Below are 23,361 nucleotides of genomic sequence, written 5' to 3'. Positions count from 1 at the left end.
TTTTATTAAAAGAGTTATTGTAATTTGTTGCCACGTAATTGGTAGGAGTAAATCCTCCATAGTTTTAGATTTATCCATGTGGCTATATTATTGTGGTTATGGCTGATTTTTCTCATATTCTTGCAACGCGTCCAGATTTTGATGAGTCTGATCGCGAATGGCTGCATCACCTTGTAGCAGACTGGCAGGTAATAGCAGACTTAAGTTTTGCAGACTTGCTTTTGATTATTCAAAACGGCAATGGTGATTACGTTGTGGCAGAACAATGTCGTCCGTCTACAGCAATTACACTTCGAACTGAAGATTTGTTGGGCGTAAAGCTAGATGAATCAATGCATCAAGAACTAAGTGCAGCAATGAGTAAGGAAACAAGTTTCCACTCTTCTGTATTAAGAACTGTTGGAAGAGCAACAGTTTGTAATGTTTACGCCCCAGTGCGTCATAATGGCAAGACGTTAGGTCTTGTTCTTAGAGAAACAAATCTTGCTACAAGAGAATCAAACGGTAGGTATGAGACCGAAAGCATTAATGCTGGCAAAACTCTGTTCGACATGATTTCGCGAGAGCAATTTCCATACCACGATTCAATGCTAAATCAGCGCCACAATGCTAGAGTTGCAGATGGTTTTATTATTTTAGAAGAAAGCGGAGTTGTGCGCTATGCTTCTCCTAACGCAATTAGCTGTTTCCGTAGATTAGGCGGATTAGACACTATGCAAGGCGAGTTTCTATGCGAGTTTGGAGCAAGATTGTTGCACACAAACGATGTTGTTCCTGAAAGTTTGCCTCTTGTACTAAGCGGTAAAGCGGATGTTGATTGCGAACTAGAAGTTAATAATTCTGTTGTTTCTATGCGCTCGCTTCCATTGTATGGTCCAAATGATCGAACGGGTGCAGTTGTTCTTTGTCGTGATGTTACAGAGGTTCTCCGTAGGGAAAAAGAGCTTCAAACTAAGAATGCTACTATTTCTGAAATTCATCATCGTGTTAAGAATAATCTTCAAGCTGTTTCTGCTTTGCTTCGTCTTCAAGCTAGAAAAACTAAGTCTGCAGAAGTACGTAAAGAATTAGAAGAAGCACAAAGACGCGTTCAGACGATTGCTCTTGTTCACGAAGGTTTAAGTCAAACAGCTGATGAGGTTGTTGATTTTGATAAGGTTATTTCTAGTTTGCTTAAAATGTCTATTGAGCTTGCTTCGCAAAATCAGAATATTACGATAGATTTTTGTGGCAAGTTTGGCATGTTGGCAGCACAAGATGCAACTCCTCTTTCTCTTGTTTTAACAGAACTTGTGACTAACGCAGTAGAGCATGGTTTTGAGGGAGTTAGTGAAGGACATATTAAGATTTCTGTTGGTAGAGGTGGGGATAATCTGAGTATCGTCGTCGAAGATGATGGAGAGGGTATTGAAAGTGAGTCTTTGCACGGTATGGCTAAGTCTTCTGGATCTGGGTTAGGCACTCAGTTAATCAATACTTTTGTTACTAACGACTTTGGCGGAACAGTTAAATGGGAGCAACGTAGAGAAGGTGGAACTCGTGTTCTTCTCGACATTAAGCTACGAGTTCCAGGAGTGGAGTAGATGTAGATTACAGTTCTGCATTTTGGTTTCTTCTTGCACGTATAGCCCTGCGTTTTAGTGATCGTCGTTCATCTTCACTAAGACCACCCCATACGCCGTAATCTTGGCTTGTTTCAAGCGCGCATCTTAGGCAATTGTCTGCAACGTTACAAGTTCTGCACACTGCTTTGGCTTCCTCAACCTGCTGATTAGATGCACTGTTACTTCCTACTGGGAAGAAAAGCTCAGGATCTTTGTCTCTGCATGCTGCTTTTGAACGCCAATCAAATGCGCTGCTCATAAATAAATATCCCCTTTAAAAAACGTAGCTTACGCTGGTTAAAACTATTATTAAACTTTGTTTTTAAAAACTATCCGCACTCAAGGAAACCATGAATATAACTTTTTTTCAAGACTTTTTTAAGAATTTTTTATTTTTTTAATTTTTTGAATAATTTAAAATATTTTTTATGTAAAGCCTTATGTAAAACTTAAAATCTGTAATAGATTAGCACTTCCAGGAATTACCATTACGCATCTTCCTGGAGTTTGATAATCATCTACATTAAGAGTTTTTAGCAAGTCTGATGGTATTCCTAGCATTGTATCTGTTCCAGCATCTCCTGTTGGGAATATTATTCTTACTGGTGCTTGTTCTGGTATGCGAATATGCCTTGCGTTTTGTGCGCAGAAAATTACAGTTATTTTTGGATTGACTAGTTTACTTTGAAATTCTTGAGACTTTGTGTCGCTACTAAAAGGTTCTAGCAGTGAGTCTGCATTGTCTAAAATATAAATATTTTGCGAATTGTTGTATGTGTTTCTTGATTTTATAGCTTTAGAAATTACGTTTATAAGATTAGTTTTTCCTCTCTTATTTCCTCCAATAATTGCGATATTTCCCAGATTTGTAGGTAGAATTGCCTCGCTTAAATTAATGCCATCGTCTTTTAAGCCTATTAACAATCCATCTTCTTTACTTAAGTCATAGCTAAAGTCAGAATTAAACCTAGAAGATTTATTGTTGCAAAAAGTATTATTGCAATAATTTTTGATTGTTGAATAACCTAAATATCTTGGTAATGGAGCACTGAATAGTTGTTTAGGTTGATTATAGTAGTAGAATTTTCCAGCTAATTTTATTGCTTGTATAAGAGAATCTTTGTTTCTGCTTTGTGAGCATTGTAATGCTATTATTCCATCTCCAGTGTTGCAGTATGCTGCTCCAGGATTGTTTGGATTTATGCTCGCTGCACAAGATGATCCTAATAATTCATGAGATTGCATTGCATCTCTAACTCTTAAACATATGTTTATAGACATATTTGCTTTCATGTCTGCATTTACTTGTGCCATTGGATTCTGTGTGCATGCTATAAGGTGCATTCCTAAGGATCTTCCAACTGATGCTATTCGTATAAGACGATTCATGTAGTCTGGCAATTGATTTTTTAATGCGTGAAATTCGTCTATAACAATAGCCAGTGAAGGCTGGTATGGTTTTACTTGATTAATATCATGGCATCCTTGGCATGCTACTAATCTTTCTCTTCTATCTAATTCTTTTTCTAATCCTTTAAGTGCTCTTACTGCATGTTGAAGGTTTAGATCTCCTACATTCCCAATGCTGTGTGGGAGTGTGGAAAGAGCGTCAAATGTGGCTCCACCCTTAAAATCCATAAAAACAAATTGCAAAGATTTGGGGGAGTAGTTGAATGCTAAAGCCAAACACCATGATGTTAGTAACACAGATTTGCCTGAGCCTGTTGTACCTGCTACAAGAGCGTGTGGTCCGTTTCTAATAAGGTCTAAACAAAAATATCCGTTTTCGCTTATACCGATTGGTGCTACGAGTTTTTTATTTGACTCATTGGAAGATTTTAGCCAAGAGTAAACAACATTTTTCCATGGAGGAGTAGCATGATTTACTATATTTTTAGAATTACTTATGCTGCTTATTTGATTCGCATTATTTATCAGTATTGCTTCTAAATTTATTGGAACAAGCGTATTCGGAACACCTTGAACATGCTGGCGACTTATCCTTTTAGAAAATTGTGTTTCAACATGTTTTTTAATATTATTTTCGTTTTTGTTATCACTTTTCTTATTCACATTGTATTGAATAATTTGTGGTATTAAGCAAGCAATATACATCATTATGCTTGGGACGACCATAGCTAACATCATCCAACTTTTTTGCAAGCACGCCATTATTGCTAGAGCAATATTGGCAAAAATCGGCACAATATTAGCGATAATCTGCATCCAAAACATTGATTTTGAGGATGCGTTTTTATTATAGATTGCGTTGTTTTCATAGTTTCCGTAGTTTTTACATTCCTTATATTCCATAGCGCAATCATGCATGAGTTTTTACAGTTTGTGCAAGGAAAATACAGCAGTGTGGTTAAAGGTTTAAATACGATAAAACTTTTGTGTTAATCGTGTTAATCGTATTCGTATTATTGTTGATTCATTAATTCTGCAAGTGTTCCTACGCTTCCAGGAGCATGTGTTCCTGCAGATAACTGGTTGAATAATTCAATGTTCTTGGCGTCGTCTAACAATACTGATGATCCGACTCCGTAAACCTCATAATCAGGGTTTGTCCAATAAACTGTTCCCGTTACACCGTCTTTTCCTGTAGCTTCTTTAAACGCAAGCCCCATGTTTAGTAGTGTTCCAGGATTTGTGTTTTCGTCTAACATTGCTGAATCGAGAGATGCTTTTGCAAATCCTTTTACGGTCCCAAAATTTGTAAGTGTGCTGCTAGATAATGCTTTTTTCATTATTGCGCTTATCACCATGCGTTGTCTTGCTGCTCTACCAAAGTCGGATTGTGGATCCGCGTATCTCATTCTGGAAAAAGCTAGCGCAACTGTTCCGTCTACGCTATGGCATCCAGCTGTCCAATTAAGACCACTGTATGCATCATTTACAGTACGGTTATAGCATAAATCTATTCCGCCCAGAGAATTTACAACTTTTGTAAGTCCTTCGAATTTTATTTCTGCTACATGGTCTATTTTGTGACCAGTTATTTTTTCGACTGTTTTTGTTAAGGCTTGTTTTCCAATATCTTGCGCAACAGTGTTTATTTTCATTTGCTGACCATTTATTGAAACAAGCGAGTCTCTTGGAATTGATATTAAAGAGCTGTGTCCGCTTACAGGTTTTGTTAGTACAAGAATAGTGTCTGTTCTAAAGCCTGTTATCTCTTTAGCTTCTTCGCCTTCTCTCTGGTCTGATCCTAGAATAAGCCATGTTGTTTCTTGAGTGTCTTCTGTATTAGTCAACCATGGTTCGCGTTTTATTTGTGAATCAACCCAGTTCCAAGATAACGCTCCACACACTCCTACAATAATTAAGAGCGTTACTAACAATAGAGTTAAGTATTTTAAGAAATGATGTTTTTTTCTATAACCTATAGGGTTATTAGCAGGATTATCAATTGATTCTACATCGTCTGGTTTTTCAAAGATTTTATTAGACGTTCCTATATAAGACTCAGGTGAAATCATATACGATTCGGAATTTGAATATGCTGTGCTAATCGGTTGCACATTAATTGATGGTGTTATATTCGATATTTTTGGATGACTTGTGTTGCCGTTTTTGCGCGATGTTGGTGCAAAAGATGGTGCTTTTTGATTGATTTGTGAGTTTTGATTTTCTATTTCTTTAAATTTGTTATTCTGTTTAGGAGGAAAACTCGGTATTGCATTTCCATTATTTGCGCTTGTATTGTGTGAGTAAGAGCCATTCTTATTTTTTCTACGATTAGATGGTGCAAAACTAGGAGGATTATTCTGATTCCCTGAAGCGTCTTCTGGACGTTGCTGGCTCATTTATCCTCCTGTAGCATAACTCGTATGTGTTTGCTAATTAATAATTTCTAATCGTATTAACTCAATGCAATAACTAACAATGGCATTATAAAGCATTGTGGTTATAAAGTAGTGTCGAAAATATATTTTCTATCTTTCTTATTATTTCCCTTTTGGAACTGCGCAAATAGTGTTATTTAAGTATTTATCTGCAATACCCATGTAATGCCCAGTATTTGGATCTCTTATTGTTCCATCATTTGGATCCACTATGCCTCCACTATTTGGGTCTATTAGTCTGCCTAATTCGTCTTTAGCTAATCCAGTTTTTGGATTAATAGCGCTAAGTTTTCCTGCTGGTCCGCTATTTGTAGAATCGTAGGAACCTGTACCGTTCGTATTATCCGAATCGTCATTTGAGACATTGGAATCTTTAGAAGTTGATTTTTTATCTTCTTTAGAATTTTTCTTTGTAGATTTTTCAGACTTACTTTGCTTAGAGGCAAGATGCTTAGTAAGTGGTTTATTTTCTCTCATCAATTCCCAAACGTCTTCTGCACTGTCGTCAAGAATAACACGATTCTCGTCAGCTGGATCAGCTGTAATCGGTATTGTTTGTGCATAAATATTAGAAGTATTTAACTTGTGAAGGCTTGTTGCTAATCCAACCAGTGTCGCAGGATTTGCTAATCCTTCGCTTATATTAAGCGATTTTAGAGCAGATTTTGCAAGCTGATATAGCTGACCAGATTGTGTGAACAAGTTTTTAGACAATGCTTGATGAATAAGCTGTTTTAGTAGATATTGTTGACGAGTAGTTCTCATAATATCTGAGCCATCGCTTGCAGTATCATGCCTCATTCTTGCATACTGTGTTGCTTGAACACCATCTAAATGCTGTAATCCGTGCTTTAAATTAACTCCAGTGTAGTAGTCTTTAGTATCTACTGGAATACACAAATTTACGCCGCCTATTGCGTTAATCATGTCGCTTAGACCACTAAAGTCTGCAACAATGAAATTAGTTATATCTAATCCAGTAATTTCATTTACTGTTGCAAGAGTGCACGATGCTGCCGATGCTAAGTCGCCGCCTTTAGCGTACCCAAGAGCAAAAATAGAATTAAACATCACTTTGCGTCTGGAAGGAATTTTTCCATTAGTCGTATTGCATGATGCTGCTTTAACCATTGAGTCTCTTGGAATAGAAACAATATTTATATAGGATCTGTCTGCGCTGATTTGAACAATCATTGCCGTATCTGATTGATGATTTTCATCTTCTCCACCGCCCTGAAAAGCACGGTTTCTGCCTTCTCGAGTATCTTGACCAAGAACAAGAATGTTGATTGTTTTACCAGCGTTAGGGTCTACTGCTTGAACTTTTTTGCCATCTTTTGTAATCATGTTAACAACACGAGATTGTATTGTAGACGAAAAATCAAGCCAAACAGCTGCTATGATTGTAGAAAAGAAGGCTAGAATGGCAACAATAACAATAGAAATTAATTTACGAGAATTATATAAAATATGATTGCTTAAGCTATGATGTGGAGCTGAGGAGTCCCAATAGTTAGTTTGGTACCGGCGGTCTTGTTCATAGCGAGAGGCTGCCATGCTTCCTTCTTTCGTAAACACACATATAAGCTACTATTATAGTGCATTCTATTGAGAATTATCTAAACATGCATAATACATACCCCTTGCGTACACTATTATGTATGGATTCATTAACCGCTGAGACTGATACGTTTGAAAATAATGTTTTACACGTTTTTTCAGCTTTAAATCGCAAGCAACCGCGCGAAGTTGATTCGTCGATTATTTCAATAATGAGTGTTGAGAGAGATACGCGGTTTTATGAAGACACTTTGCAAGCTTTAATAAATCAAACTGTTCTTCCAGGAACTATTGTTGTAGCTGATTGTGCTAATAGAGTAGAAAAAGAATCTGTAACATCTTTTAATGTTCAAATAGAACCAACAACATTATCTGGTCTAATTTCTAGCGCAGATTTTGTTAGTAATTATGGTGGTGATTTTTCTAACAACAATCAGGGTTATATACAGGAATCTTACGCAAAGATAAAGATTATTGTTCTACCTATTAAATCTGCAAAATCTTTTGGCGATGCGGTAGAAAAATCTTTGAGAAAACTTTTACCATTGCAAGGCGTTAAATCCTTGTGGCTTCTTCACGACGATTCAAAACCTTGCGATAACAAGTGTCTTGAGGCTTTAAGAGAAACATGGAGAAATACACCAACAGCTTGTATTCTAGGTGCAAAACAAGTGGATTGGCAGGGTAAGATTTTGCACAATGTTGGCATGTATGCATGGAAACATAGAGTGCATTCTCTTACTGTAGAAGGTGAACCAGATCAGGAGCAGTATGATTTTCGCGGAGATGTTTATTCTGTTTCTTTGGCTGGTGCTCTTGTTTCTCTTAGCGCATGGCAAATGCGAGGGACTCAACCTTGGTTAACAACGTTTGAAGAGTCTAACGATTTTTGTAGGCGAGTTATTTTAAGCGGTGGGCGAGTAGTTGTTGTGCCAAAAGCTCGCATAGCGCATAGAAGAGCGCGTTTTGATGGAATCCGCACTCGAAGTGGAGAAGAAAGACCTGTTGAAAAATCTAGTATTTGCTACGGTTCTGCATATTCGATTATGGCAAAACAAAGATATTTGTACACGGATATTCGTGTGATTATGTGGCCAATTGTTTGGTTGTGTAGCCTGCCTATGTCATTAATTCGCGCCTTGCAGTCTTTGTTTGCTAAGCAACCATATGTGGCATTCATGCACCTTATGCTCCCGTGGATAGCATTAGCGCAATTTCCTAGAGCTATTTTTGCTAGAAGAAGAGTATCTAGAGTGGCGAAAGTGTCTTTGAAGAGGCTTTCGTCCCTTATAGCAAGTCGTAGCCAAATTACACGTTGGAAAGACAAGACTGTTGCTTTTAAAACTCAAAAAAAGGGAGTTATTTTAAGTCCGCTTGCAAGACGACATTTGCATAAGCGAATTTTACTTCGTTGGAGTGCTGCTATTTTTGCTTCTTTGCTTGTGTTTGCGGCTGTTATGCTTCTTTATGGTGCTCCTATTAGTAAGATTTTTTCTGGATCCTCGCTTTATTCAAGCCAATTACTTCCAACTGGCTCTAGTTTTAATCAACTTTTTAATTCTGCAATTGGATCTTATATTCCAGATGATGGTTTTGCTTCTGCAATGCCTCCATCTCCTCTTCTTATTATTTGGATGCTCGCCTCTATTGTGTTTGGTGGCAATACAATCGCTGCAGTAAGTGTTATTTTCTTCCTTGCAGCTCCAGCAATGTTGTTAAGTTTTTGGGCGCTTGCAGGAGTATTTACTCGTTCCGATATTGTAAGAGTTTGTTCTGGTATTTGTTGGACAATGATTGCAATGGCATTTGGCATATTCGCTAGAGGCGACTTACCAATGCTTCTAACAATGGTGTTTTTGCCAGCAGCATTTGCGTTTGCTTTCCACGCTGTAGGAATGTATGTTACAGAAGACCCAGTGCTTCCTGTTCCATCTATACAATGTGCTGCATGCGCATCGTTATGCTTTATGATTCCTCTTGCAGCTTGCCCTCAGCTTATCCTACCTATGATTGTTATTTTCATAGCATCATTGATAATGGTTCGTTCACATCGTTTTATGCTAGCGCTTATGCCTATACCTTCTGTGTTGGTTCTTCTTCCAACTCTAGGTAGTGTAGTTCGCTATTTTGAATCTGGAATGTGGCGTCAGCTTTTTGCGACTATGGCTGTTCCATCGCAAAAAATCAATGGTGCTCCTAGAGTTGTCAACTATTTAGATGTTTTACTTAGAGCTTTCAATATTGATTTGAATCATTTTTCTTCTCAATCTTTGCCTATTATGCAGCTTCGCGGAATCATAATGATTGTGTTTGCTGTTCTCGCTTTGTTAATGGCTTTAGCTTCTCTTGCTCTTCCATTTGCTTTAAGAACTTCTAGAATGATGTGGGTTGTGATAGTAAGTGGTATGGCTCTTTCATTAGTTGCATCTCGAGTCGTTATCGCAGCGGATTTTGATGGACCTATATCTTCTAGCGTTCTTCCAGGCGTATGTTTAAGCGCGCTTGGTGTGCTTGCTTGCATGTGCATGGTTGCTGGTAAAGCTGTTCATCGTTTTGAGCCTTTGCGAAGATCTAATATAAATATTGATAATAATCCAGACGATTATACGACGCGCGTTTCTAAGCGTGCTGCTATTAGGCGCTCTGCTAAAGCGATGCTCCGTAAGATTATTCATCTTGCTAGAGGAATTTTAGCTTTTGGTATTTTTGCTGTTGCTATTCTGCTCGGATTATTTGCTATAACAAGTGGTCCTTTAACTTCTGTTTATGCAAGTGATAACGGTTTACCAATGGTTGTTTCTGACTATTTAAGGAAGAATGACTCTAATCGAGTCCTTGCTATTAAAGCAATAAATAGTCGTGAGCTAGATATTTCACTTATGCGAACTGTTCGCGGTGATCTTATTGATCTATCTCCAGCATTACAAGTTCGAGATGTACTTTACGGGTATTCTCCTAGCAGAAACACACTATATTATGCAGCTTCTAAGCTTCTTTCTCATGCAGACGATGAGTCTATAGAAACTCTGAAACAGCTTGGAATAGGTGGAATTTATATTGTTAACGATTCCATAACTAAAACTAACTTATCTGCTAACAATTCCATCTTGTCTTCTGATAGTACTTCTAATAAGGAGGCTACAGAAAACCTGATTGCTAACGTTAATGCTTCCGATGGTACTCAACTTGTTGTTTCATCTGATCACGGAACATACTGCCGTTTTGATGTTGATAACAGTAAAAAATCTGTTTCAAAAACATCGATTTATAGCCATTCTCGTCCACTTTCATGGAGAATGCCTTGGTTTATTGTTTTTGCTTTAGTCCTATTATTGTATTGCTTAGTAGCGTTGCCGCGTTTTAATAATAGCAATTTAATAGAGCGTTTAGATGATTAGTTAGATGATTATGATTTATTAAACGAATAATATGTCAGGGAAGATTTAAATGAAGTCGAATAAGAATTCTAAAAATAGTCATCGCCATGCAGAAGAGTATGCTTCTGTTAATCTTTCTACTCGTTTTAGAAGATTCAAATTATTGTTATTGTCGCTTTTAAGCGCTGCAATACTAGTTTCTACTGCTGTTGTAATATCCTACACATCTCCGTTTAAACATATTATGGATGATCCTATTTATCCGAATGGAAGTGTGGAAAAACAAGTAAGTTCTACTAATTTTCAAACGGTTTGTCCGACTAGAGTATCTTTGCCAGATTTAGCAAATTATGGCGATAGTGAGTTTCAAGAATCCGAAGGTGATTTAAAGTCGGTTGCGCGATATGCGTCCTTTGGCAATGTTTATAAGTCCTCTGTACATGGTTTAAAAGATTCTGGGAATTCTAAAGATTTAGTCAATAAATCTTTTACTAATGTTTCTAATTCAGATGATGATAGTAAAGCTTATTTTGCTGAAAATAATGTAGACAAAGATGCTCAAATTTTAGAAAGCAATTTTCTTAATGCACAGTCTGGTACTGGATCAGTTGCTTCTAGTGTATCTTGGGCAACAAATGGGGATTTAAAAGGTTTGTCTGCTACTTCTTGCGTATCTCCATCAATGCGACAAAACTTTATTATTCCGCAAATATCGGAAGGTGTGTCAATAAGATTAAATTCTATTAATCTTTCATCAAAACCAACTGTTGTGAGTGTTAAAGCGTGGTCAACAAGTAGATCAGGTGCTCAAATGAATCTATCTACTGGAAGTACTTTTACTGTTCCAGCGCATAGTGACTCTTCTTTTAACATTTCTGCCGCAGCCGAGAAAACTAATGGGCTGTATATTCAAGTTTCAAGTGACCAAGCACCAGTTTCATCTTTTGTTAAAGTCGTTCGCTCTCAAGGACTTGTTTCTAAGGGAGTGGATATTATTCAGCCAACAAGCTCAGCGTCTAAGGAACCTGTTTTACCCGGCATTACAGATGGAGATCAGGTCAAAGCTTATATTTGGTCTGATAAAAGTGGGAAACTCGATTTATATTGGCTGGATGATTTAGGAAAGAAAAGCATTAAGGAAGTAGATCTTAATGCAAGGCAAGTTCAGGTTGTTGATTTAGGAAATGCTCCTAAGGGAGTTGGCGCTATTTTTGCTCAAAGCACTGTCTCGACTTTTATTATGGCTTCTGTTGAAAGAAACGGTAAAGATGGTCAGAGTGATATTGCTTTTGTTAATGCTGTTAATCCTATGACTAATAGTGCTTTTGTATCTCCGCTTTCTGCAGATGAAACTTCGTTATATATTGCAAATGGTTTAGTGGATAATTCTCACGTAACCATAAATGCTTATGATTCTTATGGAATAAAGGTATCTTCTAAAGCGGTTGATATTAAACCTTATACTGTTTCAACAATATATGCAAAAGATATTAATCCTAAAGCAATTATGTTTACGCTTAAATCAAAGTCTGGCGTATCTTTTGCTTCTAGGATTCAAAATAATACGGTAAATAGCGCGGGACTTGCAGGAGTTGCTTGGATTCCTTCTAAATCACTTGATCCTAACAGAATAAGTGTTAAGGTTAGAGCAAATCCTGCTATTGTGAAGTAGTTTATTTAGTAAACTATTTTAATTATCTTTACAATCCCCAGTCTGGGTCTATTTCTTCTGGTCTTCTGCCATACAATTCTGCTAGTCGTTGGACCATCTCATCTCGAATGGCGTATTGTAATTCTGCGCGACTAGTAACATGTGTGCATAGCGGCAGCCTGTACAATACGATTCTAGGTGGTATTCCTTTGGAAGCTGGAAATACTTGAGACATTATTCTTTTGTTGCTTTCCCAAAGTACTGGTTGAGATGGTGGAACGTCTTCTACAGCAAACTGCACGCCTTTTGTAAGATTAGACCATGCGCCATTAAGTCTTCGTATTTGACCAGCTACCATTGAGTCAAACATTCCGCTTGCTGTTCTGTACCGTGGTAGTCTTGTGCCAAACATTGGCATTCTCATTCCTCTGCCGTGTCGATTTTTATATCTTCGCTGTTCCCATATTAAAGACGTCATGCTTTAACTTTATTTGTATGCTAGGGCAATTTGACAAACTCATAGTGGAATAGATGGTGAAATAGATGGTGAAATAGATGGTGAAATGAGTGGTCTGCAAAACATGCAAGACACGTTGTAGTAAATATGTTAATAATATGGAATACTTGAATTGCAAGGTTTGTACAGGAGGCAAGTGTTGGAGTCTAATATTCATGAGTGGAATGAGCAAGGACTTTGTGAGTATCTTGTATCGTATTCGCTTATTGGTTTTGATTTAGACAATACTCTTGCTTGTTCAAAAAAGCCTATGACAAGTGGAATGCGTACAGTTTTTGGTGATTTGATAAATAGGTTGCCTATTGCTGTTATTACTGGCGGTGACTTGCGACTAGTTAAAAGTCAGATTTTAAATGTTTTACCTGCATATACAAGACTTGATAATCTACACATTATGCCGACTAATGGAGCAAGCTATTATCGCATTTCGGATGGGAGATTGTACTGCATTTACTCGCATAATATTTCTGACGATGATGCAAATCATGTTATTGAAGTAATTATATCTTGTGCTAAAAAAATGGGTTTGTGGAAGTGTGATTCAGATGAGAAACTTTGGGGGAGTCAGATAGAGAATCGTGGTACGCAAATCACTTTTTCAGCTTTAGGTCAACTCGCTCCTGTTGAATTTAAAAAACAGTGGGATCCTAGTGGAATTTTAAAAACTACTTTAGCTCAAGAAATTTCTAAAAATTTGCCTGATTTTTCTGTGCGTGCTGGTGGTTTTACTAGTGTCGATATTGTCAGCAAAGGCGATAATAAGGCTCAAGCTCTTAAGGCTCTTTCTTCCTATTGCCATATTCCTTTAAATAAGATGGCTTTTGTTGGAGATCGAATGTATGAAGGCGGTAATGATTACCCAACATCTTTAACTAGAGCTTTGGCTATTAGAGTAAAAGATCCTAGTGACACATTTAACTTGTGCACTGGAATGTTAAAACATCTTAATTCCTAGTGCGCTGATTTTTAGACAATTTTCTAATTCCATAAATATTTTCAAATTTTAAAATAGCCTTTAACCACATTGACTTAATTTTATTGCAATTACATTTTGTAATATTTATCGTCGATTTATGCTTTTAAAAAATCTAACTCATAAAATAAATGGGCTTATTCTTAACATTTCTTGGACGATTGTTTTTAAAACCATGGTTAATCTTATTCTTCCAGTTGGCTGCGCAGGATGTGATCTTCCTGATTGCGTTTTGTGCGATGATTGCACGAGTATGTTTAAAGAATGGCATAAGGATCCTTTGATAAGCGTAATGTGCGGAAATATTTATTCGTGCTCAACTTATGTAGGTTTTGTAAGGAAATCTTTGTTGTGTTGGAAGGATCATAGTAATCAACTTCTCGATAAGCCTTTTTCATATTTGGTTTCTCAATTGATAATCAAAGTTATTAGTGATTATAAAAATAGTTATGAAAGTAATTGCAAAAATACCGATGAAAATATTATTGAAAATCTTATTATCGTACCAATTCCATCGTCTTCTAAATCACAAAGAAAACGCGGAAGAAAACACATGGATCCTATTGCTAAATACGTTTCTAAAAATCTTAAAGAATATGGTATTAATGCACGGGTTGTAAAAGCAATCAAAATGGGCAAAATAAAAGTAAAATCAGTTCAAGTTAAAGGAAGTAGGGGACGATCTTTGCGAACCACAAAAGGGTTTTTAGTAGACACAAGAATAGTGCCAAAAGGATGCAAAGTAATACTTTTAGACGACATTATCACTACAGGATCTACGATGAAAAATTGTGTTGAAGCATTAAAAGATTGTGGTATAACAGTTTTCGCGTGTTTTGCTATAGCAGGAGTATGGTCAAAGGAAAGTGTTTTATACGGATTATAATAACTCGTTATTTGTTATACGTAAGCGGTAGTGTAATCTCAAAATTAGCTCCACGCTTATCATCAACAACTTTTACAGTACCGTTATGCAATTGTGCAGCCCATCTTGCAATAGACAAACCCAATCCTGTGCCACCAGACTCAGTTCCAATACCTTGGCTTCCCTTAACAAATTTTCGGAAAATATCAGCCCTATCCTCCTTAGGAATCTGGTTTCCAAAATTAATAACGTTACAAACTAGAGTATTCTTCTCATGATTCGATTTTGCTGTTATAAGAATCTTAGTATTGTCTGCAGAATGTTTAATAGAATTAGAAACCACATTAGTAAACAATTGCGATAGGCGATTTTTGTCCCCAACAAGCGTAATATCATTTTCGACATTAAGACTTATATGATGATTATGCCCAGCATCCGCTATTTCTATAGGTTCGACAATACTGTTAAGAAAATCTTTAAAATCGAACTCTGTAATAACAAGACTTTCTGCACCAGCTTCTACTCTAGACAAATCGAGTAGAAAAGTGATTAAATCAGCCAACTTGTGAATCTGATTTAGAATAGCCTCCATATTCGACGGTGTCGGCTCTACAACTCCATCAGCAAGATTTTCTACCATAGCTTGTAATGCACTAACAGGTGTTCTAAGCTCGTGGCTTACATTAGCTATAAGATCACGCCTCATATTATCAGCATGCTCTAGTTCTTCAGCCATTTCGTTAAAAGCTAGAGTTAATTTTCCAACCTCGTCTTTTCTATTCTCAATCTGAACTCGCACGGAATAATCACCATCTGCCATTGCTTCAGAAGCATCTCGCATTTGTCTAAGCGGAGCAGTTAATCCTCTGGAAAATGCGTAAGTTATACCTAGCGCTACAGCTAGCGTTATAGGCATTGCAATCCATCCGCTTAACCCAACTTTTAAAAGAAACCAAGCCATTACAAATGCTATAGCTGTTGCAACAACAATAATCGCAGATAATTCACCTTTTAAAGACGCAAAAAACCCTATAAAACGATTAGGATGCAAAGCAGATCGCAAAGTGACCTCAGAAAAAGAATCGACTTTACCTACTTTATCAACAGAATTGTTATTGTTATTTTTATTATTTCTAGTTAAATATTTGGTCATAATCTTCATCAGGTGGCTCAAAAGCATAACCTATTCCATGTATTGTGCGAATCCAAGAAGAACCAATTTTATGTCTTAAAGATTTAACATGTGAATCAACAGTTCTAGTTCCAGAAGCATCTGGCCAATCCCAGACTTCTTCTAAAAGTGTTTCTCGTTTTAAAACATCATGAGGATGCTTTGCAAAAGTAGTCAATAAAGAAAATTCAGTAGGAGTAAAATGAATTTCTTTACCGTTAAGAGTAACAAGCCTCTGTCTAGGGTCAATAATCAAATCTCCAAACTTAAATAGAGCGTTATATTGCGCTCTATTTGCGATTAAAGTAGCTCTTTCAACTCTCCTCAAAATAGCAGCACATCTTGCGATAAGTTCTCTAGGAGAAAACGGTTTAGTAACATAATCGTCTGCTCCAGCGCTTAATCCAGCCAGTTTATCCGACTCAGCATCTCTAGCTGTAAGCATCAGCACAGGAATAGGGTATCTAGATACTATTCTGCGAGTCGCCTCAATGCCGTCCATAACAGGAAGCATGACGTCCATAATTATAAGATCAGGCTTTAATGTTAAAGCAGCTTTAACAGCAGACACTCCATCAGAAACAACTCTAGCCTTCCAACCTCTGGCAACAATACGTTGCGCAATAGCTGTGGCTAAATCTGGCTCATCCTCTACAACAAGAATTGTTCGAGGAACACCTTTTTCTGATGGAGTGTCCAACATTTTAACCTAATTCAGATTCCTAACTTAAGTTATTAATTATCAACTAACTACTTGCTGACTGGCTTAAGGAATACAGCTCCAAGCGCTGGAACAGTAATCCTTGCAGAATATGGTCTTGAATGATACTCTTCAGCAGCGGCTGTGAATGTGCCATTGTGAATATCAGAACCACAATACTTAGCGTCGTCTGTTGTAAGAACTTCTTCCCATTGACCACCCTTAGGCAATGCCACTTGATAATCTTGCCAAGCCTGACCAGAGAAGTTAACAACCACAACAATTTCTTCACCGTTATCACCAATACGAATGTAGCTTAAAGTATTGTGATCAGAATCGTCGCTAGTAAGCCACTGGAATCCGTCTGGCGTAAAGTCTTGGCTCCAAAATGCTCTAGAACTCTTATACAAAGCGTTAAGATCTGCTACCAACTTTTGTACACCTTGATGGAACGGCCATTGAAGCTCATGCCAATTAAGCGAATTGTTGAAGTTCCATTCGCAAGACTGACCAATTTCTCCACCCATAAACAGAAGATTCTTTCCTGGGTGAGACCACTGATATGCCAAAAGCGCACGAAGGCCAGCAAATTGCTGCCACTCGTCTCCAGGCATCTTTCCAAGAAGAGATCCCTTGCCATAGACAACTTCATCGTGGCTCAAAGGCAACACATAATGTTCGGAATATGCGTAAACCATAGAGAATGTGATTTCGTTGTGATGCCAACGGCGATTAATCGGCTCTTCCTTAAGGTATTGCAAAGTGTCGTGCATCCAGCCCATATTCCACTTTAAGCCAAAGCCTAAGCCGCCCATGTCTGTAGGAGCAGTAACTCCTTGATATGCAGTGGACTCTTCTGCAATCATCATAATTCCAGGATTATTCTTGTATGCAGTAGCGTTTGCTTCCTTAATAAAGTCAATAGCCTCAAGGTTTTCGCGTCCGCCATACATGTTTGGACGCCATTGACCAGCTTCACGGCTGTAATCCAAGTAGAGCATAGAAGACACAGCGTCTACACGCAAAGCATCAACGTGATACTCGCTAAGCCAGAAGCAGGCGTTAGCAACCAAGAAGTTACGAACCTCGTGTCTGCCAAAGTTAAATATGTACGTTCCCCAATCTGGGTGCTCGCCGCGAAGAGGATCAGGGTCTTCATAAAGCGCAGTGCCGTCGAATCTACCCAAAGCAAAGTCATCCTTAGGGAAGTGTGCTGGAACCCAATCCATAATCACACCAATGCCAGCCTTGTGGAGCTTGTTTACCAAGTACTTAAAGTCGTCTGGGCTTCCAAGCCTAGAGTCAACAGCGTAATAACCAGTCACCTGATAACCCCAAGAACCTGAGAACGGGTATTGGGTAAGAGGCATAAACTCAACGTGAGTAAAGCCTTCTTGCTGAACGTAATCAACCAGGTGATCTGCAAGTTCGCGATAATTATCGTAATCGCGATTCCAGCTATTTGCCTGAACTTCGTAGATGCTTACAGGACCATCGTGAGCATTAGTCTTTGCGCGATGTTCAAGCCATTCGCTATCGTGCCATTTAAATTCGGAATCAACAACAACAGATCCAGTATTAGGTGGAAGCTCATGAGAGCGCTCCATAGGATCTGCCTTCATAATCCAGTTTCCAGCTTGAGTCATAATCTCAAACTTATAAACTTCGCCTGCACCTACTCCTGGAATGAAAAGCTCCCAAATACCGCTAGATCCAAGAGAACGCATTGCGTGGCGGCGACCATTCCAATAGTTAAAGTTGCCAACAACTCTTACAGCGCGTGCGTTTGGCGCCCACACCGTAAAAGCAGTTCCAGTAACTTTTTTAACCATCTTGCCTGTTTCTGGGCTAACAAGACCCCAAGAATCGGTAATGCTTTTAACATGAGCACCCAGTGCTTCCCAAAGTCTTTCGTGTCTGCCTTCGCCAAACAGATACATGTCCATATCGCCAATCTGAGGCAAGTAACGGTACGGATCATCATCTACAGACTCAGTTCCATCCACTTCCACAGTGCGGATACGATAGCTAGGAACAGACCATTCTTTGCTCTTAGAATGCTTTGTGGCAGGAACAACAGCAGTAAAAATACCGTTGTATTCGTGTTTGGCTTCGTATTCTCCGCCCTTAGTAAGAATTGTTACCTTCTTGGCCATTGGTCGCAATACGCGAACCGTGGCAGTACCAGCGCCTTTGCCAGTTCCGAGATGTCCACCAAGGACCTCGTGTGGATTGTAGTATTCTGCGTTGCTGACCGCAGCAAGCACGTCCTGACGGACAGCCATTGCGATTGCATCTTCATTGATGTTAGATACTGTACTCATGTTGTCTATCATACAACATTATTTGCGTATGTCTTGTGTGTTTTGAGCAAAGTTTGACTAATCAGTCAAAAAAATATCTTTTCGAGCCTCAAGTCTTTGCCTTATGGAAAACTGAAATGAGTTTTTCTGTGCATACGGAGGGTTCTGTGGGTTATCAAGTCGGCGATATGGTCGTCTATCCTCGTCATGGTGCGGCTCGAGTCGAGGAAATTAGTGAACGCACTGTCAAAGGTATTACTAGGCAATACTTACGCTTAGTTGTATTGTCTTCAGATGGTTTAGAGATTAATGTCCCAGTAGACAATGTCAAAAAAGTTGGCGTTCGAGATATTGTAGGCGCAAAAGAAGTTGCTAAAGTTTTTGAAATTTTACGCACTCCTATTCTCGAAAAAGAAATGAATTGGTCTCGTAGATACAAGCTTAATGTTGAGAAAATCGCTACTGGCGATGTTAACAAGATTGCAGAAGTTGTTCGAGATTTATCACAGCGAGATGTAGACGAACATGGTTTGTCTGCAGGAGAAAAGCGTATGCTTGCTCGCGCTCGCAGTATTCTTATTTCGGAAATTGCATTATCTGAAAAGATTGACGAAGAGCAGGCAGAACGCTTGTTAAATGTGAATCTTGGATATGCTGATCCTCTGCCTGGAGATGAGCAACACCATACTCAAGCTCCAGAAGAAGCTGCTGCAGATACTCTTAGATTGCTTGCCGAGAGGTCTAAAAAATCTAAAAAGAAGTAGGACATAAAACTAAAAAGAAATAGGACATAAAAATTCACCTCCTAAGTTATAAAAATTTAGGAGGTGAATTTTATTCTTTATTTATATTTTTTTATATCTTCCTATATCTTCTACTTATTTTTATTTTTCAGATTTACTTTCCAGGATCCTGCTGACCTTTGTTAGACCTACTTGGATCTGGCTTAGAAACTGTAGGCTTTTCTGTAATAGGCTTATTTTGCTGAGAGGCTTCGTGCTTTCCCAACTCTTTTCTCATGTTAATCGTAGCTTTACCGGCATTGTCAATGTCTTCGCAAATTTTCATAACCCATTTTCTTAAATCGGTTGCATACGTTGGCATGAGCTCGTTAACCCACATCACAGACGTGTAGCTTCTTCCAGCTGTTCCAGTCAAAATGCTTATGTCAGTATTATTGCGTTGACTGTTGTTGATTATTACGTCAAATTTTCTTTCTTCTATTAATTTCTGGAATTTGTCCACATTAGTCTTATCAATAGCATCGTCTTGAGCAGCCTGAGTAGCATATTCTTTAGGAGTAGAATCCTCTATATTCATATCTGACATAAGCCAGAAAAGAATAGGATTAGTCGACGCATACTTTAAGTTTTTGTGATCTTTACCAAACTTTTCAATATACTCGTCAAGATTCTTTTCTTGAGATTTAACAGTATTAAGTCTTTTAGTAAAAATCTTCTTCTTTGACGGAAGAATCTTAGAGAAAACGTCGCAAATATTAGACGCCATAGCACTTCTCGCATCTTTGGACAACCATAAGTAAGGATTATCACCATTTAAAGCGCCAACTGTAGAAGCAGCATTTACTGTTTCGCTCTTTTTAGATAAGTATTTTGCAATCCAACTGTCATATCCAGCCCCGTTAGAAATCACAACTTGTGCATCATAAAGTTTTTGCAAATCCTTACTGGATGGTTTAAATGAGGAGGAATCAACATCTGGCTTGTTTATTATTGACTTAACAACAACATCGTTGCCTCCGATCTCTCTGGCTAAGCTTGCCCAAGATTCAAGTGTGGAAACAACTTTAATTTGTTTAATTTCTTTTTTTGTATGTGTTGTTTTTTCAGAAGATTGTGAATTTGCACCGCACCCAGCCATGCCAATCAACATTGATGGCACAATTGCGCAAGCTAAAATCGCTTTGCATATTTTCTTTGCGCGACTTAAATGAAAAGTATTTTCACACATCTTTGCGCCCCTTCCGTAAACAGCGTGCACGTACAAAAGTGTGGTACTGCTGTGGTACAGCTAATAAGTTGTATTACTAATAATAAATACCATTCTATTATTAATATCCTGTTATTAGTAGTTGTGTCGCGCACCTCTATACCTCACGATAGCCTATCCATACGAATATACTACGTGTACGAATTGTATTAGATGATTTGTAAGTTGAACATAAGAATTAACATGCGAGCTGGGAAGTGAATCATGGTTGTTGTATTAGATGGGAAAGCGCTAGCTGCAAGTATTAAAAGCGACTTAAAAAATAGAGTAGAAAAGCTTAAAGAAAAGGGCATTAATCCAGGGCTTGGAACGCTTTTAGTTGGAAGCGACCCTGGTTCGTTGAAGTATGTTGCTGGAAAACACAAGGATTGCGAAGAAGTGGGGATTCGCTCAATCCGATGCGATTTGCCAGAAGACGCTAGCGAATACGAAATTCTTACTGCTGTCGAAAAATTAAATAATGACCCTTCCTGCACAGGTTTTATAGTGCAATTACCTTTGCCAAAAGGCGTGGATTCTAAGAAGATTATTGAGGCAATAGACCCTGCAAAAGATTGCGACGGAATGCATCCGTACAATTTAGGCGAGCTGGTTATGCATATTTCGGGAGATATTGTTACACCTCTTCCATGCACGCCGCGAGGAATTTTGGCACTGCTAGATGCTTATAACATTGATCTTGAAGGCAAAAATGTGTGCGTACTTGGACGAGGAATTACTGTTGGACGAACAATCGGGCTGCTTCTTACGCGCAGGGGAGTAGATGCAACTGTAACATTATGCCACACGCGCACGCGCGATTTGCATGATATTATGATGCGCTCCGACGTTATTATTGCAGCAATGGGCAGCACTGGATTTGTAAAGCCTTGCGATGTTAAGCCTGGATGTGTGTTGGTTGATGTTGGTGTATCGCGCGTTTTTGATGAAGAAGTGGGCAGATATCGTGTAAAAGGCGATGTTGATGTTGCTTGTAGAGAAGTCGCGGGAGCGTATTCGCCAAATCCTGGTGGAGTGGGTCCAATGACTCGCGCAATGCTATTGGCTAATGTTGTTGACATGGCTGAGCGAGCAGCAAGCGGCGAGTAGTGTTAAGTAGCAAATATCAAGTAGCGCGACACGCCCGAAGTAAAACGGCGATTTTGGCTATGCCTATATATAACATTGACAGAGCGCGTGCATAGTGCGCGTACAAAAGTCATAATTTAATATCGAGTAATATCCACCCCAAGAAGAAACCACTAATAAGTAATGGCAGAGAATAATAACGAAGTCGCCAAGGTTGCGATTAATGATATTGGCACCGAAGAAGACTTCATCAAGGCAGTCGATTCAACCATCAAGAATTTTGACGATGGTGATTTAGTTGAAGGTACAGTCGTAAAGATTGATCACGACGAAGTATTGTTGGACATCGGCTACAAAACTGAAGGTGTAATCCCTTCCCGTGAACTTTCCATCAAGAAAGACGTTGATCCAGATGATGTTGTTGAAGTTGGCGACACCATCGAAGCCCTTGTTGTAACTAAGGAAGACAAGGAAGGACGTCTTATTCTCTCCAAGAAGCGTGCACAGTATGAGCGTGCTTGGGGTGATATTGAGAAGATCAAGGATGCAGACGGTATTGTTGAAGGTACCGTTATTGAGGCTGTTAAGGGCGGCTTGATTGTAGACATCGGTTTGCGCGGCTTCTTGCCAGCTTCCCTCGTTGAAATGCGTCGCGTTCGCGATCTTTCCCCATACATTGGCCAGAAGATTAAGGCTAAGATTCTTGAGCTCGATAAGAATCGCAACAATGTTGTACTTTCTCGTCGTCAATTCCTCGAGGAAACCCAGTCCGAAGTTCGCGAGACCTTCCTTTCGCAGCTTAAGAAGGGTCAGATTCGTGAAGGCGTTGTGTCTTCTATCGTGAACTTCGGCGCATTCGTTGATCTCGGCGGTGTTGACGGTCTCATTCACGTTTCCGAGCTTTCTTGGAAGCATATCGATCACCCATCCGAGGTTGTTAAGGTTGGCGATAAGGTCACTGTTGAGGTTCTCGACGTTGATCTCGATCGCGAACGCATCTCCCTCTCCCTTAAGGCAACTCAGGAAGATCCATGGCAGCGCTTCGCTCGTACCCATGTTCCTGGACAGGTTGTTAAGGGTAAGGTCACCAAGATTGTTCAGTTCGGTGTGTTCATCTCCGTTGAAGACGGCATCGAAGGCTTGGTTCACATTTCCGAGCTTGCTAACCGTCATGTAGAGAACCCAGAAACTGTTGTTAAGGGTGGCGAAGAAGTATTCGTTAAGGTTATTGACGTAGACCTCGATCGTCGTCGTATCTCGCTCTCCTTGAAGCAGGCTAACGAGGCTGTTGATCCAAATTCTGAAGATTTCGATCCAGCTCTCTACGGCATGCCAGCTGAGTATGACGAAGAAGGAAACTACAAGTACCCAGAAGGCTTCGATCCAAACACTAACGAGTGGATTGCTGGTTACGAGCAGCAGCGCGAAGAGTGGGAAGCACAGTATGCAGCAGCTCACGAATTGTGGGAGCAGCACAAGGTGTTTGCCGCTAAGGAACTCGCAGCTGCAGCAGAATCCGCAGCCGCTGATGGTCAGAACGAAGAAGCTGAAAAGAAGCCAGCTAAGGAAGAAAAGAAGGAAGAAGTTGCTTCCAACTATTCTTCTGAAGCAGCTAGCGAAGGTGCTTTAGCTGATTCCGATCAGCTCGCAGCTTTGCGCGAACAGCTTTTGAGCGAAAAGAAGTAGTTTCTACTTTCTACTAGAAGTTTATTAA

Annotated in this window: 17 protein-coding genes; 8 read left to right on the top strand and 9 right to left on the bottom strand. The window is 39.0% G+C overall.

Annotated features, from left to right (window positions below):
* The first annotated feature begins 98 nt into the window (after window positions 1-98).
* Window positions 99-1,583 (top strand): sensor histidine kinase, encoded by a 1,485-nt coding sequence (locus tag HXT19_RS04280; RefSeq protein ID WP_032837358.1) that lies wholly within the window; start codon window positions 99-101, stop codon window positions 1,581-1,583.
* A gap of 7 nt (window positions 1,584-1,590) precedes the next feature.
* Here the strand turns inward: HXT19_RS04280 and HXT19_RS04275 are convergent, their stop codons facing one another.
* The 4 genes from HXT19_RS04275 to HXT19_RS04260 all read right to left on the bottom strand — a co-directional run bounded on the left by HXT19_RS04275 (window position 1,591) and on the right by HXT19_RS04260 (window position 7,009).
* Window positions 1,591-1,863 carry a WhiB family transcriptional regulator gene (locus HXT19_RS04275; RefSeq protein WP_004113182.1) on the bottom strand — a complete coding sequence of 91 codons (273 nt, stop codon included), beginning with the start codon at window positions 1,861-1,863 and terminating at the stop codon, window positions 1,591-1,593.
* 179 nt (window positions 1,864-2,042) lie between these two features.
* Window positions 2,043-3,932, bottom strand: coding sequence for an FtsK/SpoIIIE domain-containing protein (locus HXT19_RS04270; protein WP_165844581.1), 1,890 nt, complete (start codon window positions 3,930-3,932; stop codon window positions 2,043-2,045).
* A gap of 95 nt (window positions 3,933-4,027) precedes the next feature.
* Window positions 4,028-5,413, bottom strand: coding sequence for an LCP family protein (locus HXT19_RS04265; RefSeq protein ID WP_422119632.1), 1,386 nt, complete (start codon window positions 5,411-5,413; stop codon window positions 4,028-4,030).
* 141 nt (window positions 5,414-5,554) lie between these two features.
* Complete coding sequence (locus HXT19_RS04260; protein ID WP_004113175.1) at window positions 5,555-7,009, bottom strand: LCP family protein; 1,455 nt, start codon at window positions 7,007-7,009, stop codon at window positions 5,555-5,557.
* Between the two features lie 104 nt (window positions 7,010-7,113).
* Here HXT19_RS04260 and HXT19_RS04255 point away from each other — a divergent pair, with 104 nt between their 5' ends.
* Window positions 7,114-10,410 (top strand): glycosyltransferase family 2 protein, encoded by a 3,297-nt coding sequence (locus HXT19_RS04255; protein ID WP_422119631.1) that lies wholly within the window; start codon window positions 7,114-7,116, stop codon window positions 10,408-10,410.
* Window positions 10,411-10,459: 49 nt separating this feature from the next.
* A complete protein-coding gene (locus HXT19_RS04250; protein ID WP_285067803.1) occupies window positions 10,460-12,061 on the top strand; it encodes a DUF5719 family protein in 1,602 nt (533 codons plus the stop codon).
* A gap of 28 nt (window positions 12,062-12,089) precedes the next feature.
* Here the strand turns inward: HXT19_RS04250 and HXT19_RS04245 are convergent, their stop codons facing one another.
* On the bottom strand, window positions 12,090-12,518 hold the full coding sequence (locus HXT19_RS04245; RefSeq protein WP_004138024.1) for a metallopeptidase family protein: 429 nt from the start codon (window positions 12,516-12,518) through the stop codon (window positions 12,090-12,092).
* Between the two features lie 175 nt (window positions 12,519-12,693).
* Here HXT19_RS04245 and HXT19_RS04240 point away from each other — a divergent pair, with 175 nt between their 5' ends.
* Window positions 12,694-13,512, top strand: a complete 819-nt coding sequence (locus tag HXT19_RS04240) for an HAD-IIB family hydrolase (protein WP_004113169.1) — start codon at window positions 12,694-12,696, stop codon at window positions 13,510-13,512.
* A gap of 118 nt (window positions 13,513-13,630) precedes the next feature.
* Entirely contained in the window at window positions 13,631-14,416 is a 786-nt protein-coding gene (locus HXT19_RS04235) for a ComF family protein (RefSeq protein WP_009994383.1), read from the top strand.
* Window positions 14,417-14,423: 7 nt separating this feature from the next.
* Here HXT19_RS04235 and HXT19_RS04230 read toward each other — a convergent pair whose 3' ends face one another.
* From HXT19_RS04230 to glgB, 3 genes are read right to left on the bottom strand one after another with little or no spacing between them, the layout of a single operon-like run.
* Window positions 14,424-15,557, bottom strand: coding sequence for a sensor histidine kinase (locus tag HXT19_RS04230; RefSeq protein WP_004114833.1), 1,134 nt, complete (start codon window positions 15,555-15,557; stop codon window positions 14,424-14,426).
* Window positions 15,529-16,269 (bottom strand): response regulator transcription factor, encoded by a 741-nt coding sequence (locus tag HXT19_RS04225; protein WP_004113162.1) that lies wholly within the window; start codon window positions 16,267-16,269, stop codon window positions 15,529-15,531. Before HXT19_RS04225 ends, HXT19_RS04230 begins: the two co-directional genes overlap by 29 nt.
* Before the next feature lie 47 nt (window positions 16,270-16,316).
* Window positions 16,317-18,590 carry a 1,4-alpha-glucan branching protein GlgB gene (gene glgB / locus HXT19_RS04220; protein WP_004117613.1) on the bottom strand — a complete coding sequence of 758 codons (2,274 nt, stop codon included), beginning with the start codon at window positions 18,588-18,590 and terminating at the stop codon, window positions 16,317-16,319.
* A gap of 146 nt (window positions 18,591-18,736) precedes the next feature.
* Between glgB and HXT19_RS04215 the strand changes: the two genes are divergently transcribed.
* The gene (locus HXT19_RS04215) at window positions 18,737-19,333 is read left to right on the top strand and encodes a CarD family transcriptional regulator (protein WP_009994378.1); all 597 of its coding nucleotides are present in this window, start codon (window positions 18,737-18,739) and stop codon (window positions 19,331-19,333) included.
* A gap of 133 nt (window positions 19,334-19,466) precedes the next feature.
* Here HXT19_RS04215 and HXT19_RS04210 read toward each other — a convergent pair whose 3' ends face one another.
* A complete protein-coding gene (locus tag HXT19_RS04210; RefSeq protein WP_004114839.1) occupies window positions 19,467-20,540 on the bottom strand; it encodes a metal ABC transporter solute-binding protein, Zn/Mn family in 1,074 nt (357 codons plus the stop codon).
* A 243-nt stretch (window positions 20,541-20,783) separates the two neighbouring features.
* Here HXT19_RS04210 and HXT19_RS04205 point away from each other — a divergent pair, with 243 nt between their 5' ends.
* Together HXT19_RS04205 and rpsA are read left to right on the top strand one after the other, a co-directional pair.
* The gene (locus HXT19_RS04205; protein ID WP_020759463.1) at window positions 20,784-21,668 is read left to right on the top strand and encodes a bifunctional methylenetetrahydrofolate dehydrogenase/methenyltetrahydrofolate cyclohydrolase; all 885 of its coding nucleotides are present in this window, start codon (window positions 20,784-20,786) and stop codon (window positions 21,666-21,668) included.
* A gap of 162 nt (window positions 21,669-21,830) precedes the next feature.
* Window positions 21,831-23,333, top strand: a complete 1,503-nt coding sequence (gene rpsA, locus HXT19_RS04200; protein WP_004113153.1) for a 30S ribosomal protein S1 — start codon at window positions 21,831-21,833, stop codon at window positions 23,331-23,333.
* Window positions 23,334-23,361: the final 28 nt, after the last annotated feature.

This window comes from Gardnerella sp. DNF00038, from assembly GCF_049262855.1.
GTDB lineage: Bacteria > Actinomycetota > Actinomycetes > Actinomycetales > Bifidobacteriaceae > Bifidobacterium > Bifidobacterium vaginale.
This window is presented reverse-complemented; position numbering and strand designations above follow the sequence as displayed.